This is a genomic window from Exiguobacterium sp. s193 (assembly GCF_018618755.1).
In the GTDB taxonomy this organism is placed as follows: domain Bacteria; phylum Bacillota; class Bacilli; order Exiguobacteriales; family Exiguobacteriaceae; genus Exiguobacterium_A.
The window spans coordinates 549,277-566,215 of the sequence record NZ_JACSMR010000001.1 but is presented as its reverse complement, the minus strand read 5'-3'; the positions used below and the strand labels follow the sequence as shown (position 1 = coordinate 566,215).

14 protein-coding genes and 1 other annotated feature are annotated in these 16,939 nt (G+C 48.4%); of the genes, 9 read left to right on the top strand and 5 right to left on the bottom strand.

What is annotated here, in order from left to right; genetic code table 11:
• Positions 1-25: 25 nt before the first annotated feature.
• The 3 genes from KNQ04_RS02740 to KNQ04_RS02730 form a co-directional block, all read right to left on the bottom strand.
• On the bottom strand, positions 26-940 hold the full coding sequence (locus KNQ04_RS02740) for a YitT family protein (protein WP_251136822.1): 915 nt from the start codon (positions 938-940) through the stop codon (positions 26-28).
• A 52-nt stretch (positions 941-992) separates the two neighbouring features.
• Positions 993-3,818: a sensor domain-containing protein gene (locus tag KNQ04_RS02735; protein WP_214847100.1), complete on the bottom strand. Its 2,826-nt coding sequence runs from the start codon at positions 3,816-3,818 to the stop codon at positions 993-995.
• A gap of 603 nt (positions 3,819-4,421) precedes the next feature.
• Positions 4,422-5,558, bottom strand: coding sequence for a hypothetical protein (locus tag KNQ04_RS02730; RefSeq protein WP_214847098.1), 1,137 nt, complete (start codon positions 5,556-5,558; stop codon positions 4,422-4,424).
• A 131-nt stretch (positions 5,559-5,689) separates the two neighbouring features.
• On the opposite strand from KNQ04_RS02730, the gene KNQ04_RS02725 reads away from it, so the two are divergent.
• Complete coding sequence (locus KNQ04_RS02725; RefSeq protein WP_214847097.1) at positions 5,690-6,352, top strand: response regulator transcription factor; 663 nt, start codon at positions 5,690-5,692, stop codon at positions 6,350-6,352.
• Positions 6,349-7,611 (top strand): HAMP domain-containing sensor histidine kinase, encoded by a 1,263-nt coding sequence (locus KNQ04_RS02720; protein ID WP_214847096.1) that lies wholly within the window; start codon positions 6,349-6,351, stop codon positions 7,609-7,611. The genes KNQ04_RS02725 and KNQ04_RS02720 overlap by 4 nt, the downstream gene beginning before the upstream one ends.
• Positions 7,612-7,704: 93 nt before the next feature.
• Here the strand turns inward: KNQ04_RS02720 and KNQ04_RS02715 are convergent, their stop codons facing one another.
• The gene (locus tag KNQ04_RS02715; RefSeq protein WP_214847095.1) at positions 7,705-8,208 is read right to left on the bottom strand and encodes a hypothetical protein; all 504 of its coding nucleotides are present in this window, start codon (positions 8,206-8,208) and stop codon (positions 7,705-7,707) included.
• A gap of 138 nt (positions 8,209-8,346) precedes the next feature.
• Here KNQ04_RS02715 and KNQ04_RS02710 point away from each other — a divergent pair, with 138 nt between their 5' ends.
• The 6 genes from KNQ04_RS02710 to KNQ04_RS02685 all read left to right on the top strand — a co-directional run bounded on the left by KNQ04_RS02710 (position 8,347) and on the right by KNQ04_RS02685 (position 15,163).
• Positions 8,347-8,829 carry a hypothetical protein gene (locus KNQ04_RS02710; protein WP_214847094.1) on the top strand — a complete coding sequence of 161 codons (483 nt, stop codon included), beginning with the start codon at positions 8,347-8,349 and terminating at the stop codon, positions 8,827-8,829.
• A gap of 66 nt (positions 8,830-8,895) precedes the next feature.
• Positions 8,896-9,726 carry a GNAT family N-acetyltransferase gene (locus tag KNQ04_RS02705; protein WP_214847093.1) on the top strand — a complete coding sequence of 277 codons (831 nt, stop codon included), beginning with the start codon at positions 8,896-8,898 and terminating at the stop codon, positions 9,724-9,726.
• 565 nt (positions 9,727-10,291) lie between these two features.
• Positions 10,292-10,684 (top strand): hypothetical protein, encoded by a 393-nt coding sequence (locus KNQ04_RS02700; protein ID WP_214847092.1) that lies wholly within the window; start codon positions 10,292-10,294, stop codon positions 10,682-10,684.
• 62 nt (positions 10,685-10,746) lie between these two features.
• Positions 10,747-10,983: a binding site (T-box leader), on the top strand.
• A gap of 94 nt (positions 10,984-11,077) precedes the next feature.
• The gene (locus KNQ04_RS02695; RefSeq protein WP_214847091.1) at positions 11,078-12,592 is read left to right on the top strand and encodes a peptide ABC transporter substrate-binding protein; all 1,515 of its coding nucleotides are present in this window, start codon (positions 11,078-11,080) and stop codon (positions 12,590-12,592) included.
• A gap of 206 nt (positions 12,593-12,798) precedes the next feature.
• Positions 12,799-14,082, top strand: a complete 1,284-nt coding sequence (locus tag KNQ04_RS02690) for a methyl-accepting chemotaxis protein (protein WP_214847089.1) — start codon at positions 12,799-12,801, stop codon at positions 14,080-14,082.
• Between the two features lie 223 nt (positions 14,083-14,305).
• Positions 14,306-15,163 (top strand): flagellin N-terminal helical domain-containing protein, encoded by an 858-nt coding sequence (locus KNQ04_RS02685; RefSeq protein ID WP_214847087.1) that lies wholly within the window; start codon positions 14,306-14,308, stop codon positions 15,161-15,163.
• 367 nt (positions 15,164-15,530) lie between these two features.
• On the opposite strand, the gene KNQ04_RS02680 is transcribed toward KNQ04_RS02685, so the two are convergent.
• On the bottom strand, positions 15,531-16,394 hold the full coding sequence (locus KNQ04_RS02680; RefSeq protein WP_214847086.1) for an endonuclease: 864 nt from the start codon (positions 16,392-16,394) through the stop codon (positions 15,531-15,533).
• A 132-nt stretch (positions 16,395-16,526) separates the two neighbouring features.
• Here KNQ04_RS02680 and KNQ04_RS02675 point away from each other — a divergent pair, with 132 nt between their 5' ends.
• The gene (locus KNQ04_RS02675) at positions 16,527-16,883 is read left to right on the top strand and encodes a flagellar protein FlaG (protein WP_029331418.1); all 357 of its coding nucleotides are present in this window, start codon (positions 16,527-16,529) and stop codon (positions 16,881-16,883) included.
• Positions 16,884-16,939 lie beyond the last annotated feature (56 nt).

Sequence of the window (16,939 nt, the reverse complement as noted above, 5' to 3'; positions counted from 1 at the left end):
ACTCCCTTTCTCGGACAACTGTGAATTAGTGAATATCTTTTTTCTTGAAGCGACCCCCGTGGACGTCATGGATATTGCCGATCGCAATGAAGGCTTGTTCGTCAAAATCACGGACGATTTCTTTTAATTTGGTCTCCTCGAGGCGACTGATGACACAAAAAATGACTTTTTTGCCGTCACCGGAAAAAGCACCTTCCCCGTTCAAATACGTCATGCTCCGACCGAGCCGGTCCAGGATGGCAAGTCCGATTTCTTCATAGTTTTCAGAAATGATCCATACACTTTTCGATTGGTCGAGTCCGTCGATGACGACATCAATCGTCTTGAAGGCAATGAAATACGTAATCAAGGAATACATCGCCCGGTCCCAGCCGAAGACGAACCCGGCCGAACCAAGAATGAAGACATTAAAGAACATGACGATTTCACCGACGGAAAATGGCGTCGAGCGACTGAACGAGACGGCGAGAATCTCAGTACCGTCAAGCGAGCCACTCGCGCGAATGACGATTCCGACGCCGATTCCGAGGATTAAACCGCCAAAGACGGTCGCAAGGAGATCGACATTCGTCATCGGTCCGATATCTTCGAGCAGTTTCGTTGCGACGGCCATGATGAAAATCGCATAGAGCGTCGACAGCGCAAAGGTTTTACCGATTTGTTTATAACCGAAAAAAATGAATGGAATGTTTAAGAAGAATAGCCATAAGGCGAGTGTCGAGTCAGTCAGTTTTGAACCGATGATTGAGATTCCGACGATTCCGCCATCGATGATATTGTTCGGGACGAGGAATCCCTTCAGCCCAATCGCAAAAACGATGGCACCAATCGTCAACAAAAACAGCCGCCGGACGAGTTGCCATTTCGTCGAACGACGATGGACTTTTGCTTGTGTCGTTGCCTCCACCGTATCCCTTCCTTTCCGAACTGTTTCTGTCATTACTATAACAAAAAAGCACTAAGGCGTGCGAGAGCAACCTTAGTGCAACGGATTATCCGATGGGGCGAATCGATTGGAAAAAGCGTAAAACAAGTTCAGCTTCCTGCGGGGAAGCATACTCGGCGACATATTGTCCCTGTTCCATCCGGACGATGGTCACGGTACAGGAGACGAGTTGAATCCCTGCCATCAGGCGAACTTCGAACGTCGCTGTATTCAGGGGCAGGGCCGTATCCGTCGAAAAGTAGAGAAAACGTGTACTCGTCTGGTGCGCCTGAATGTCGGAGTAACGAAAATCGAGTGCTGCGTCATGGTGCGTCAACATTTTGATTTTTCCTTCAATCGCGAAACTCGGTGTACTATCGGCAGCGAGCGAACAGGCTTCGATTGGATACAGGACTTCTCGTAATAAGAAACTTTGCATGACATCTGTCGGGACGGGACGGCTGAAGAGATACCCTTGGATATTCGGGCATGTCAGTGTCCGGAACGTCTCGAGTTCCCGAAGTGTTTCGATGCCTTCCGCGATGACGGATAAATGGAAGACGGAAGCCATGTAGAGAATACTTTTGACGATTGCTTGGGCTTTGGCATTATCCGCAATGTGTGTTGCGAACTGTCGATCGATTTTGACGACATCAATCGGATAACGCTGAAGGTAGACCATCGAGGAATAGCCTTTTCCGAAGTCGTCTAAGGCGATGCGCACGCCGAGATGACTCAAGTATTCGAGCATCCGGCTCGTATTTGGATCATCCATGATCAGTGCGGCTTCCGTGATTTCAAGCTCGAGCAGATGGGCCGAGAGATTATACTTGAGTAAGATTTGCTCGATTTGATGTTCGAACCCTGGAATCAAAAACCGCTTCGGTGAGACATTGACAGAAATCGGGACAAGATTGACCCCGGCACGCGCCCACGTCTTCATGGCCCGGCAAGCTGTTTCGACGACCCAATCGCCGATTGCGACGTGGAGGGAACTTTCCTCGGCGAGCGGAATGAAATCGTTCGGAGGAATCCGACCCCATTCAGGATGCTGCCAACGAATCAAGGCTTCGAGTCCGATGATTTTCCCTGTCCAACTATCGACTTTCGGTTGGTACTCGAGGAATAACTGGTCCCGTTCGATTGCGTAATGCAAATCTTGCTCCAGGCGATACCTGCGATAGTAGTCGATATCGAGGTTCGAGGCATAGTGGTGGAACGTACTATGATTCTCACGGCGCGACCGGCGTAGCGCGGTATAGGAATGTTTGATCAACTCGACCGCATCTTGACTGTCGTCCGGGAAGCGGCTGACCCCGACTGATATTCGCGCGAACAGGGCATACGGTTCAATGAGAATCGGTTGTTCCGACAAACTCAAGAGCTGTTCCGCGCACGACGTCACATCATCCTTGTAGCTCGACGGGACGACGAGGGCATATTCATCCCCGCCGAGATGACCGAGAAACATCTCGGGTGGTTTCTTTGCCGCGAGCGACTGACTCGTCGCTTTCAGCCACTGATCACCGGATTCATGGCCGAAGGCATTATTGATTTCCGTGATCCGGTTAAACGAAACGGACAAAATCGAGAAGGCCTGTCCGCGGTTCATCCAGGTATTGATGGTTTCATGTAACGCAGTCCGGTTCGGAAGACCGGTCACGGTATCGTGGAGTGCCAATTGCTTGAGGCGATCTTCGTATTCTTTTTGTAGCGTGATGTCATGCATGATGCTGTTCGAGTAGGCGATCGTCCCGTCGAGTTGGAAGACGGGAATCTGTTGATCCTCGATCCATTTCATCCGACCATCGGGAAAGATGAGACGATACTGGATCGTTCCCGGTTTTCCCGCCGTCAATTGACGGATGAACTGCTTCATCGCCGGGATGTCCCGTTGATCAATCCGATGGAACAACCAGTCCTGGCTCAGTAATAAATCGTTAGGTAACTCCTCGAAGATTTGCAAGAAACCTTTTGAATGAAACAGGAGGCGGCCGTTCGAGAGATTGATTTGCGAAATCGCTGCATCGAGCGCTTCGTAAATCTCACGTGTCTGTGTCCGTTCGAGTGTCAATTGACGGCGTGCTTCGCTGACTTCTGATAAATCATATAAAATCACAGAGATCTGTGAGGGATTTTCGAGCCGGCGCAATGCCTTTAAGCGTAACAACTGATACTGTTTATCCGAATTTAAAATCGATACTTCCTGCTCAAAGGTGTCGATTTTATGGTGAATGAGCCGTTCCATCTCGAAATGGAGCGGATCAAGGTCCCGGGGATGGATCAGTTGATTCATCTGCTTGCGCGAGAGTGCATGTAGCTGTTCGGCAGAAATCCCGAGGTAGTTGATGAGTGACGCCGAATGTTCGACGGCTTGTGTCAGCGGATCATAATGGAAGACGACAAGCTCCGGTATCTGTTCGGTCAGTTCAAGCTGAGAGCGGATTTGGACGACGTCCTGTTCGAGCTGTTTTTCACGGGTGATGTCCCGCGCCATCCCGTAGACACCGATGACTTGACCGTCTTGGCGGATCGGCATGTTCGTAATCTTTAACGTCAAACGACGTTGATCGAGATGAAGGCCTTGTGCCGTATAGTGAACGGTTTCCCCGGCAAGGGCACGTTCAAAGAAGGCAGTGACCGCATCGATTTGTTCAGGCGGGTTAAAGACTGCAAAATGTTCGTACAATGTCTCGGCCGAATAGCCGAGCATGGACGGGAGCTGGTCATTAAAGTAGATGATTTCCCCCAAATGATTGAAAAAGAAAATCGCATCCGAATTTTTTTGGAAGAAAGGTTCTACACTATCCGGATGCGAAAGCTCAAGTTCACCGATGAATAGAGGGGAGGTAGAAGAACGACTTAGTCGTTGCACAGCGTCGAAAAAAGCCATAGTCAAATCTCCTCGCTAGAATGTAATTCGTCTCCTATCTAGTATCGGGTGAAGAGGCGGACAATTGCAATCAAAGTTCGAGAAATCGACTATTTTTTCAAAAATATACTATCTTTTCTTAAAAAACAGGAAAAAGGACATCTGCCCGAAAGCAGATGTCCGCAGCGTGTATACAAACTCTTATGAAGCGTGAACATGCGATAACGAGAGATAATCCGGTCGCGCTTCCCTGTCTCGCCTCGTCTTCAAAGCGGCAATCGGTCACGCCGCTACAGCAAAGCTGCAGGGTCGCGACCGATTGCTTTTCGCTTCAAAAGCGATTCGAGACGGATTGCGCCCTAAACCGTCTACATGAATGGTTTTCCGTCATAGTGTTACCTAAAAAGAGTCACGTTTCGTTGACTCCTGCGGGGAAAAGTGCGTTTTTAACGCACTTTTAGAGGCAGGCAAGACCCTGCTTCTTGTCCGTTAGGATCAAGGAGCAACGGCTTGCGCCTCGCCCGAGGAAAGCAACGAAAAAAGACGCTTGATCTCCCGATGGCACTTTGTCTACAGCATGAGGACATCTGCCTGAAAGCAGATGCCCGCATCACTCATTTAAGATTAAATCGCTAAATCAACCGATGTTTCACTCGCGTTTGGATCTGCAGATTCATCTGTTTGTGAATCGTTCATTCCATGATGCCGTCCGCCATGTCCGCCGCGCGGACCTTGTTTGAGATCATCATAACTCGAGACTTCGTCTGCCCGTTCTTGAATCCGTTCTTTGATTGCCGTGGCTTGTTTTTCTGTGATCGCGCCGTCTTTGACTTTTGCGTCAACCGCAGCCGTTTGTGCCGAGATCACCGCTTTCTCGAAATCAGCGAAGGCGATCCCATTGGCTTCAGCAAAAGCGGGGAGTGGTTGATTGGCGGCTTCGAATTTAGTTTCATCAAGCTTGAGGCTGGCTAAGATGCTTGCTGTCGTATCACCGAAGACATCACGTCCATCCTCATGATGACCGGGACCGTGGTCGCCGCGGTCTGGTAAATCATCATAGCTGGTCGCATCCGAAAATTCTTCCGTCATGCGTTCTTTGATGGCGGTCGCCTGTTTTTCCGTCATCTTCCCGTCTTTGACGAATTGATCGAGTTGCGTCGTTTGGGCGGCAAGGAGTGCTTTCTTATAGTCGGCAAATTTAATCGACTGGGCTTTTGCGAAAGCTGCGAGCGATTGGTTCGCTGCATCGAAGTCGTCTTGACTGAGTCCGAGTGCTTTCAAGACGTCAGCAACGAATGCTTCGTTAAAGAAACCGCCTTTATCGCCATGACGCGGACCTTGCGGATGTTGTTCGTTCAGCTCGTCATAACTTGACACACCACTGAACCGTTCCGTTTGACGTTGCAACATCTCCGTCGACTGGCTCTTCGTGATATCGCCTGACGCGACGAGGCTTGCCAGTTGTTCTTTTGCTGCTGCAAGTTCCGCCGCTTTGTAGTCGGCGAATGAAATCCCTTTGCTTTCTGCGAGATCGGCGATTGATTTTCTGTCCTCCCGGGCGACCTGTGCCTCGTCTTCCGTAATACCGAGTTTATCTAAGAGCAGGGTCATGTCCATTTTTTTCATACCCTCGAAGTGATGGCGTTCTGATTTCGTTTTCGTTGAAGCATCGCTGTCGTTCGTGGCGGCGAGAGCGGAAGCTCCTCCTACTGTGAGTGCGCTGATTGTAAGTGCGGTGATCCATTGTTTTTTGAATTTCATGGGTGATCACTCCTTTCACCTTGTATGTTAGCGTGAATCAAAAACGGAGTTGTGAGGAAGTTGCAAAGAAATTGCCAAGAAAAACAAATCGGCTGAAAAAGGCGGTACACTAAGGACGTGGAGGGATGACGATGCATATTTTATTAATCGAAGATGAAGGGAAGCTCGCTCAGGTGACGGAGCGGTTCTTGCGTCACCATGGATATGAAGTGGAGCTTGCGATGTCGCTCGCAGAAGCAAAACAGGCGTTAAGTAAAATCGCGTTCGATGCCGTCCTCGTTGATGTCCGGCTACCGGATGGTGACGGGTGGTCGCTCGTTCCGGCCATCAAAGCAACCGCCGTTCCGCCGGTCGTCTTCATGATGACGTCACGCGGGGAAGCCGATGACCGGGTATTTGGGCTCGAGCTTGGTGCGGACGACTATCTCGTCAAACCGGTTGTCTTAAAGGAATTGACGATTCGGCTCGAACGGGCCTTAAAACAACGTCCGAAAGAATCAAGTTTACGGTTAGGTGACTTATCGCTCGATCCGAAAGCGCGGCTCGTCAAAACGACGGATGCGTCGATTAACCTTGCGAAGATGGAGTTTGAGCTGTTGACATACTTCATTGAGCATATCGGTGAAGCACTCAGCCGCGATCAAATCCTCGATGACGTCTGGGGCTATACGTTCGGTGGAGATACGCGGACGGTCGATACCCACGTCAAACAACTGCGTGATAAATTCCCGACCATTAAACGACAATTAAAAACGGTCCACCGGGTCGGCTACCGGCTGGAGGCGATCGAATGAGCAGACTGATGCGGAAGTTTTTAGTAGCGGTCGTCGCACCGCTGCTCGTCATGGGGATTTTGAGCTTCATCTTGACCGCTGTCCTCGTCAACCGCTTTGCGGAAGATGAACGTTACAGCCAACTTGCACGGGAAGCGAACATCATCCAGGAGGCAATTGACGGCAATCAACCGATTCCCCGTGACATTCAAGGGTTCGTTACGATCGACGGTCAAACGCAACGTATCGGCGGACGGGGACCGCAACCGGTTAACTTACCAGCCCTGGACGGCCTACAACAAGAAGACGCGATTGAAGTCCAAGGGCAACGCCTGTTGACGTATCAATTGAAGGACGGCGGCACGGTCATCACGACGATCCGGAATGCGCCGCTTGCGAGTAACGCCCTCAATGGCGTGTACTTAGCAATCGGTGTCGCGCTGCTGGTGACGCTCTTGCTTGCGACCGGACTCGCCTATTATATGGGGCGTCAGTTGACGCGTCCGATCGTCAACTTACGGTCCGTCGCCCGGCAAATCGGGGCGGGGAAAAAGAGCGTACCGCTACCGAAGCGGCCGAACGATGAAGTCGGGGAATTGATTGCGGCCGTCGACGAGATGCAGGAGCAACTGCTTCAAAAAGAAACGTTACAAAAGTCCTTCATCGCCGGCATCACACACGATTTGCGGACGCCGCTCGCGATCATCCGCAACGAAACAGAGGCGCTCGCAGCAGGGGTGATTCCGCTAGACGAACTGCCGGACGTCACGGACAGCATCATCGAAGAGACGGACCGGCTCGGTCTGTTGATTGACGAGACGCTCGTCTACTCGAAGCTTGCCGGAGGGATGATGCCGCTCAAGCGGACGGAGACACGACTGGACACCCTCGTGCGCGATACGGTCGGACGGTTAAAGGCGACGTTTGAGAAAAACGGGGTGTCGCTCGTCGCGGACGTCGTGCCTGTCACGCGCCGTATTGATGTTCGCTTGTTTGAACGGGTCCTCGTCAACTTTTTGATGAATGCCCATGCTGCGGCCCCGCCCGGCAGTCCGGTCACGGTCCGGCTGACAGAAGCTGAATTGACGGTAGAAGACGCCGGGCGTGGTGTTTCGGAAGCTGACCGGGCAACGATTTGGGACCTGTATGTCAAACAGGACGGTGGTTCCGGACATGGTCTCGGTCTTGCGATCAGCCGATTGATTCTCGATAGCCACGACCTGGAGTATGGCGTCCAGACGGGCCGGCAAGGCGGGGCTTGTTTCTTTGTCAAGTTGTAAAAAACGCATCAAAAACGCCGATGATTCCGTCTAAGAAACGGGACCATCGGCGTTTTGATTTGAAGGCGACTGATCAATCGGCCGTCTTTCTGATTACTTCGTTTCGTTTTCGTGTGCGAGACTCGGTTTGACGAGTGTATAGAATTCGTCACTCATCCCGACGCGACTCCCCATCTGGCATGCGAGTTCAAGTGTTTCTTGATAGAACTTCGCGACGAGGCTGTGGTTTTTGATGTGCATGTCCTTCATCGCCTTTTCAACACCGAGGACGACTTTAGCGATTTGGTCATCCGCGTCATTTCGGACCGGGACGACGTTGTCCGGGAGGTCGACTTCTTTATCGTGTCCGTTGAAGCGGAATGATGCGCCGAACCCAAGGTGCTCGAGGAAGAAGTGTGGTAACAATTTACCAGCAAAAAACTGATGCCACTCCGACTCTTTCATCGCTTCCATGTCACGTTTAAAGGAAGTGGTTGCGAGCGCGTAACGGTCATGTGTATCTTTCATGAACTTCTCAAGGATTGGTACCTGCATCGCAAATGAGTTCTTGAGCAGATTATCGAGTTGTTCTTGCGTTAATTGTTCTTGTTCAGCCATCCGTTTAACCCCATTTCGTTTCGTTACTCTTATCGTAAGAAATTTAGACAATTCCGTCAAATCTTTTTCGAGAATAAGGTTTACCTATTGTACGAAAGGGAATTTCATTATTATCGCATACATAGAGGAGGAATCAGCATGAAACGAATTGCAATGACAGGACTATTAATCGGGGCATGTCTGATTCCTGTGACAGCTTTTGGGGCGACGGGGGTTACGTATCAAAAAGGAACGGTTCAAAACAAACAGCTTGGTTATACCGTTAAGACGACAAAGACGCTGAAAAAAGCAATCGCCGAAGACAAAGTCGAGCTGATCAAAAACAAGACAGTCAAGACGAAATACGGTACCGTGACACGAAGCGGAACGTTTTCGTTCTACTATAAGGTCAAAGGAAAAGATCAGTTGCTCGTCAACTTGAACTATGAGCCGAAAAAACTGTCAAAAAAACAGTTCGAACGTCAAGTCGGGTATGGCACATACCTCGGGACAAAAGGCAATAAAACGTATTATTACGTCCAACCGACGGAAGCCGTCGATGGGGCGGTCGGGAACAAAAAAATCGACCGCTTGATCACGTATCACGTTCCGACGATGATGAAAACATTTAAACTGCAGTAAGCATTAGCTTTTTGCTAGTGCTTCTTTTAATGGTTCGCTATATAGTAAAGGTTGAGGTGAAGAGAGATGGAATATACAGTAACAAAAGTCTTACAAACGACAGATGTCTTGCAGCTTGAGAAATGTGTCAATGATCATGACGGAATTGAATTGAAGGTCGCAGCGGACTGGATCGGCGAAAATGATTTTGCCGTCTACGATGAGTCGAAATTGGTCGGCTACCTGCAGGCTTTCGCCTACTTACCAACAGAGTGGGAAGTCAATGTCTTCGTTGATCCGGATTACCGGAAGCAAGGCATCTTTACAAAACTTGTCGAAGCGGCAGCAGAGTCGGCGCGTGCAGCGGGAGCGGAAGGTTTTACGTTCGTCGTCGATGATGCCAGTACATCTGGTAAAGCAGTTTTAGGAACACTCGGGGCAGAGTACCGGATGACGGAATACAACATGGTGCTGAAAAAAGCGCAATTGTTCTTAAAAGCGGATCCTGACTTCGAGTTACGCGAAGCGACAGCAGATGACCGTCCGTTCATCGTCGAGACGCTCGGCAAGTCGTTCGGAAATACGGATGATGAAGCGGAAGCAATCTATCAAGCAATCGAAACAGAGGACCGCGTGACGTTCATCGGTGTCGCGAACGGTCAATCGGTCGGTGTCATCCGGGCATATTTAGCGTCTGACACACAAGCCAGCATTCATGCGTTTGCCGTTCGTCCGGAAGCACAAGGCAATGGTTACGGAAAAAAAATGTTGAAATTAATGGTCCAAGCGCTGTTCCGAACAGGTCGGACGCAGCTTGAACTCGATGTTGAGACAGACAACGCTCGCGCACTGGATCTCTATAAAGAAGCTGGGTTCGTCGTCGGACGCGGTTATCAGTTCCACGTGCTTGAACTATAAGCAGTTTGACGGAAAGTCCACGGGAGTGGGCTTTTTTTGTGGACTTGTATAGTAAGCATAGACCTTATGTCTTACTACTCTTTAAGAAGGTAGGGTGTCGTTTTCGATCGTTCTCGGGCGCGCTTTCCTCGGGCGGAAGGGACGAGCCCTTCCTTTTCCCGCAGGAGTCGCGCCCGGACGACCGAAACGTAGTAAATCGATGGAAAGTTCATGAGTTTGGCTTGTTTATCATAATTGTTATAAAAGACATAGCGTCGGGGTCTTATTGCTCTAAAAGATAGAGTTTCATTTCCTTTTGTCCGCTGACGCGCTTTCCTCGGGCGGAACGCAAGCCGCGATCGACTTTCAGCCGACCGGGTCTTGCCTGTTCCTGACGGAAGGAACGAGCCCTTCCTTTTCCTGTAGGAGTCGCGCCCGGACGACGGAAACTTTTTTGTTAGGAATCCGATGATATGTGGTGAAGGAAACGATCTTAAAAACAAGTTCATAATCTAAAAGAAGTCTGAAACCTTCCTATGGTTTTGTCGTATACTAGGCATATGGAAAAACAAAGGAGGCGACGGTAGTGAATGGTCGACAGGAATCATTACGGACGTTGAAGTGGGTATCAGGTGGTTTAGAGGCAATCCTCGGGATTCCGTTTCTCGGTGGATTGATTGTTCTCGGGTCAGGTTATAACGCGTTATGGTTGATGCTTGCGTTCCACATCGTAGTTGTGGTGTTGACGGCACGGGCCGGCAATGTCTCAAAAGGGAACATCGTCGGAATCGTCGCATCGACAGTCGGTGTCATTCCAGTCGTCGGGATGCTGTTGCACATCGCAGCGGCGATCACAATCTTACTCGACGCGGCATTCGGTAACCGGATTATCACGCGAACACACGTCGAGCGGGTCGAACCGATTCGTCCCCGTCCGGTCCGAAAAGAACAGGAGAAACAGGAAGATCATCCGTTTTAAGCTTTTTTGATTGACAGTGAAATCCGAGCCGTGTAAAGTAAAGACCAAGTTAAGCCATATCAAACAAATCAACGACGCGGAGTAAGTACCGTCAACACTGCCGACAAAGCGAGTCAGGAAAGGTGAGAGCCTGACGCGGTAAGCTGATTAGGGAATGGACCGCTGAGAGCCTGTTGAACGATTGCAGTAGACAGGACGGTTGCCCCCGTTATCGGGCTAGCTGGTTGTTGGACCAGCGACAAGAGGAGATTTTTAATCTCAACTAGAGGTGGCACCGCGCGGATACAGGCGTCCTCTATGCAGCAGCTTTTGCTATGCATAGAGGGCGTCTTTTGTTTTACGTCAAGGAACGCCGAATCATCCAACGCACATTATCTTTAGGAGGAATTTTTTATGAAGAAGACATTGATCGCGGCGGCAAGCACGGCGTTCCTACTCGCAGGATGCTCGACGACAGACACAGAAAAAGCAGCACCGAATGAAAACGAAAAGAAAGTCCTGCACACGATGGAAAGTTATGATCTCTTGTCGGTCGACCCGGCAGATGCAATCACATCAAACATCTTCAACCAGATTTATGAAGGGTTGTACCGCTTTGATGAAAACAATGAACTCGTCCCGGCAGCTGCCGCGTCACACAGCGTATCGGAAGATGGTAAAGTCTATACGTTTAAGCTTGACCCAAAGGCAAAATGGTCTGACGGGAAACCCGTCACGGCAGAAAACTTCCGTTATGCGTATGAGCGTGTCATCGAAACGAGCTCACCATTCGCCTACTTGCTCGAGCCCGTCAAAGAGACGAAAGTCATCGACGATGAAACATTACAAATCGAACTGAAACGGCCGACACCGTACTTCCTCAGCATGACGACGTTTGGGACATACATGCCGGTCCGTGAAGACATCGTCAAAGCGGAAGGCGACAAGTTCGGGACGGACCCGGAGACGAATGTCTACAATGGACCGTTCACGTTCAAAAAATATCAAGCAGAGCAAGGCTACACGCTTGCGAAAAATGCCGACTATGCGGACAAAAAGCAGGTCAAGATTGACGAAGTCGATGTCAAAATCATCAAGGACCCGATGCTTGCGATCAACCTGTTTGAAACAGGCGAACTTGATGTCGCACCACTCAACTCGGAAAACGTCATCAACTATAAAGATAAAAAAGAGTACAACACGTTCAGTGATTCGCGGATGTTCTTCATCCGGATGAATCAAAAAACGGACGCTTTAAAAGACAAGCAGACCCGCCAAGCGATTGACGCTGCATATAATAAAGAAGCGTTGACGAAAACATTACTCGGAAACGGTTCGTTACCGGCCGATTACATCGTCCCACAAGACCTTGATCCGCAGTATGACAAAACGCGTCAAATCACGTCATCGTTTGATGAAGCAGAGGCGAAGAAAGTTCTTGAACCGCAAAATCTGGAATTGACGATGATCATCGAAGACGATGAAGTCTCGAAAAAAATCGGCGAGTATATCCAGGGCACGCTCAAACGCCAAAACGTCGACGTCAAACTCCTGTCGTTGCCGAAGAAGGAACGCCTTGCCCGTGAAGGACGAGGGGACTATGATTTGTCACTCGCGAGCTGGGCACCGGACTATCAAGACGCGACGACGTACTTGAACTTGTTCATGACCGGTAACCCGTTCAACATGATGGATTACTCGAACAAAAAGTATGACCGTCTCTTGGAGCAGGCAGAAAACGAACTCGATCAGGACAAACGGTTGGAACTGTTGAGTCAGGCAGAATCGCTGTTGCTCGATGATCAAGCGATCTCACCGGTCTACCAGCGCAAAAACGCCTTCTTACAAAACACGGAAGTCACACACCTCGTCCGTCACAACGTCGGGACGGACATCTCGTATAAATACGTCGAAATTGACCGTAAGTAAAAATATCAGCCGTTCGCCTTGTCATGCTCAGATGACGAAGCGGACGGTTTTTTCATGAAGTAAGAAGCAGAATGAAAGAAATTGTTATTTTGTTACAAATTAATCATTGAATCGACTTTGAAATCAGGTCAATCCTATTAAAGCGTTCTCATCTGGTGCCGATAAGGAGAATGTTGAGAAAAGAATCAGGAAGGGAAGTTACGGATATGAGTAAGTTACGTAGCAATTTAAAGATTCGGTTATTTGTATGGGTTCTCGTCATTTCAATCATTACAGGCGGAATTTCTGCCCAGCTTACATTATTCCTCTCGCGTGGAGTCGACGTCGCAGAAAGTCAAGGGATTTTATTTGGAGCGGGCATCGGATTAGTCTTGTCGATTCTCGGATCACTGTTGATTCAGTTGATTCTCCGTCAGCCAATCAAAGCCATCGAAAAAGCGACACAGACGGCACGTGAAGTCGCGAACGGCAACTTTGATGTGGATTTCGAAGAAGCGACGCGTGGCGACGAAGTGGATCAGTTGATGCATGAACTCGAAGTGATGGTGTTACATATTCGCAAGCAAGCGACACAGATGGGCAGCTCAAGCGATAAATTGACAGCATCTGCCCAAGAAATCGCGGCAGCCGTCCAGGAAGGCAACGCGTCAGGCGAGAGTATCCGTTCAGCGATGGCGGAGCTATCGACGAAGATGAACGAAAACGTTGATCAAGCTTACCTCTCGATGGATGCGCTCGGCGCCGTCAAACGGACGATGGATGAAGTCGCCCAAGAAATGAACGAAGCCTTGAAATCCGCGACCGTCATGCAGACGGAAGCCGAGAACGGCAAGACACTTGCAACGGATTCCGTTGAAGCGATGCATATGATTTCAAGTAAAATGGAACAATCAGCGACACTCAATGGTCGTTTGACGGATATGACTGGTGAAATTTCACGAATCACAGACGTCATCAGTGACATTTCAGCACAGACGAATTTACTCAGTTTGAATGCCTCGATTGAAGCAGCACGTGCCGGTGAAGCCGGGCGCGGTTTTGCCGTCGTTGCGGCGGAAGTCAAGAAGCTGGCCGAACAAACAGCGACATCAGCAAAAGAAATCACTGATTTGATTTCCGGTGTCAAACGTCTTGTCAATGATACGGCGAATGCGATGACGGACGTTCAAAAAGAAGTCGCGACCGGTGTCGGACTTGTCGAACAAGCAGGATCATCATTTGAAGAGATTCACCATTCGACAGAACATGTTTATTCACGCGTTAAATCGGTCGATCAACTTGTCGTGAAGTCGGATAAAGAAATCGATCAAGTCGGTTTGACGACAGCGAACATCCTGGCGATGGTCGAAGAAGCATCAAAACATGCCGAGCAAGTCTTACAAGCATCAAGCCATCAGGCAGCATCACTCAGTGAAGTCAACGGCGCTATGGAAGAGCTGGTCGCAGTCGCGGAACAACTGCAGGAAGAGACAGGGGCAACGCGTCTCTAATTTAGGAATCGCAGGCGGAAGTCCCGTCTGCGATTTTTCTTTTGAATTTTTTTATTTTTTTTGAGAGAAACTGTTAAACATTTCTGCACGGCGACGATATATAGAGTGGAAGCAGTCATCGACTACAACCACCGCGCTACTCTTGGGCCGGCCAGGGGGCGCATCTCGGAGAAGAAGGATCTTCAAAGAGACAAAAAAATTATTCCTATGGAGGGAAACTACAATGATTATCAATCACAACATTACAGCACTTAACACACACAACAAACTTTCGAGCGCTTCTGCAGCTCAAGGTAAATCCATGGAGAAACTGGCTTCAGGTCTCCGCATCAACAAAGCGGGTGACGATGCAGCTGGTCTTTCAATCTCTGAAAAAATGCGCGGGCAGATTCGTGGACTTGATCAAGCTTCACGTAACGCGCAAGACGGTATCTCATTGATTCAGACAGCTGAAGGTGCATTAAATGAAACTCATTCAATGCTCCAACGGATGCGTGAACTTGCTGTCCAAGCATCAAACGACACAAACACAACTGAAGACCGTGAAGCTGTACAATCTGAAGCAGATCAACTTGCAAAAGATATCAACCGTATTTCTAGAGATACACAATTCAATGGCCAAGATTTGTTGACAGGAGCTGGTGGTCCTAACACAAACGGTACTTTTACTTTCCAAGTAGGAGCGAACGAAAGCCAACAAATCACTTTAACTGTCGGTAACATGACAGGCGCAACAGGATTAAGTATCGCATCGGATGATACAGAAGCCGCTACTGCAATTGATATTTCATCTACTGCAGCAGTTGCAACAGCTGCAATCACTACAATTAATGATGCTATTAAAACTGTTTCGACAGAGCGTTCTAACCTTGGTGCAAACCAAAACCGTTTAGATTACGCAATCAACAACATCAAAACATCTTCTGAAAACCTAACAGCAGCTGAATCACGTGTTCGTGACGTTGACATGGCGAAAGAAATGATGAACCAAACGAAAAACTCGATTCTTGCACAAGCTGCACAAGCAATGTTGGCTCAATCGAACCAAACCCCCCAAGGCGTGCTTCAACTCCTTCGGTAATTTGATTCCACCGGGCGTCTGATCGGGTAACTGATCAGAGCATGACTGGGTGAATTGCTGGAACTCCTTAGAGCCTTGATGTACGACAACGTGGCTGGAAACGGCGAGCGTGACCGTTCTGAAAAACGTCAAGGATTGGACAATCAGCAGCCAAGCACCTGTAGGGAAACCTTGGTGAAGGTTCAACGACTAGGATAAACGACCTAATGGACATGTCCGATGGTTATGAAATCCGTACTCCGTAAACGGCGGGGGAAGCGCCCAGCTCCTAGTAACAACTAGGATGAAGATATAGTCTTATCATTAGCGAAAGCTAATGCGCGTAGCAAGCGAACCAACAGCCGCAAGGCGTTCTCCAATTACTCCGTTAATCGTAATTGGTCATACTTTTTACTTCAAGGTCATGGACTCGTTCCATGGCCTTTTTTAGTTGTCCGAATTTATAAGTGACGGACCAGTATGTTCGATTTAGTTCATCGGCAATCGCTTGTGTCGTCCGGCCTTGTTCTTTTAACTGAAGGATGGTTGAACATTCATCGACTGTATAAGGCCGACTCGGACTTGATGACACGACTTCATGATTGGGATAGTCTTGCTTAAGTTGTTCAAGACGAATCGGCCAATTCAATTTGTAAGAAAAATTCGGTAAAGCTGTTGTATACGAAGTAAGCAGGTTTAAGAAATCGAGAGCATCCGTTACACGAGTTGTTTTTAGGAAATAACCACTCTCATTCGGTGTTTTGGATAATCGAAAATTCAGCGAAAATGTCTCATTTAACCATCGACAGAAAAGCGTCAACTGATCTAAAGGGAAGGACTGTAAATAAAGGGCAATCGAAGGGGTGACGAAGAGTTGACCTTTTCGATTTAATCGTTTTGAAATCATTAATGAACCGTCATCTAAATAAAGCGTCAACAAAAATAACGGATGCTGACAACGTGGAAGTAAGGACATCGGTATCACTTTCAAGTGCTGCGGATAAAATAATGGGTATAGCTCAGTCAAAAGTGGAAGAGATTTTGAAACTAAATAATTTTGACGAATGTAAAGTAAGTCATGTAATTGTTGCATTTTCCATTCTCGATAGAAGCGTTGTGACTCTCCAAAATGCTCACGGTAACTATTGTTTTTCCGACGTGATTGCGGATAACATTTCGTGATTTCACCATCGGCTAATATACTTCCCAGTAAGATAGCTTGTTGTGACTTGGTTAGTGCGTTAAGTAACATGAAAACTCCTCCTTTTAAATGAAAGAACGTATGTTCCTTTATTCCCGATTTTAAGAACTTTAAAGAAAAACTAATAAAAAGAATCGTCTGGACCGATATACTAAATAGAGAATAAATAAGGAGTGTCTGTCTATGAATTCCATCAATACGGAAATTCGGCTTCACCTGCCTGCAAATGTATTACCTTACGAAGCAACACGGAACGTCTTCGTTGAAGCGAATCAAGAGGAACTCGCGCAAGACGGAATCGTCATCTTACCGACGCCGCAACATGTAACGAAACTTGAGACGGCGATTGATAAAGCAAATTTACAATTAGAAACACAGCGTACCGGTCTAAAGTTCGTCAAACATGAAAAGCTGAATGAATTTTATATTCAAGTCGTTGATACGAACAACAATGTCGTTCAAGAAATCCCAAGTAAAAAAGAACTGGATTTTTTTGCAGCATTCATGGAATTTAATCAACTGATCGACAAACGGATTTAACTAGAAAGGACTGATTGGATGGCAGGACTTCGGATAAGTGGTCTCGCAAGTGGGAT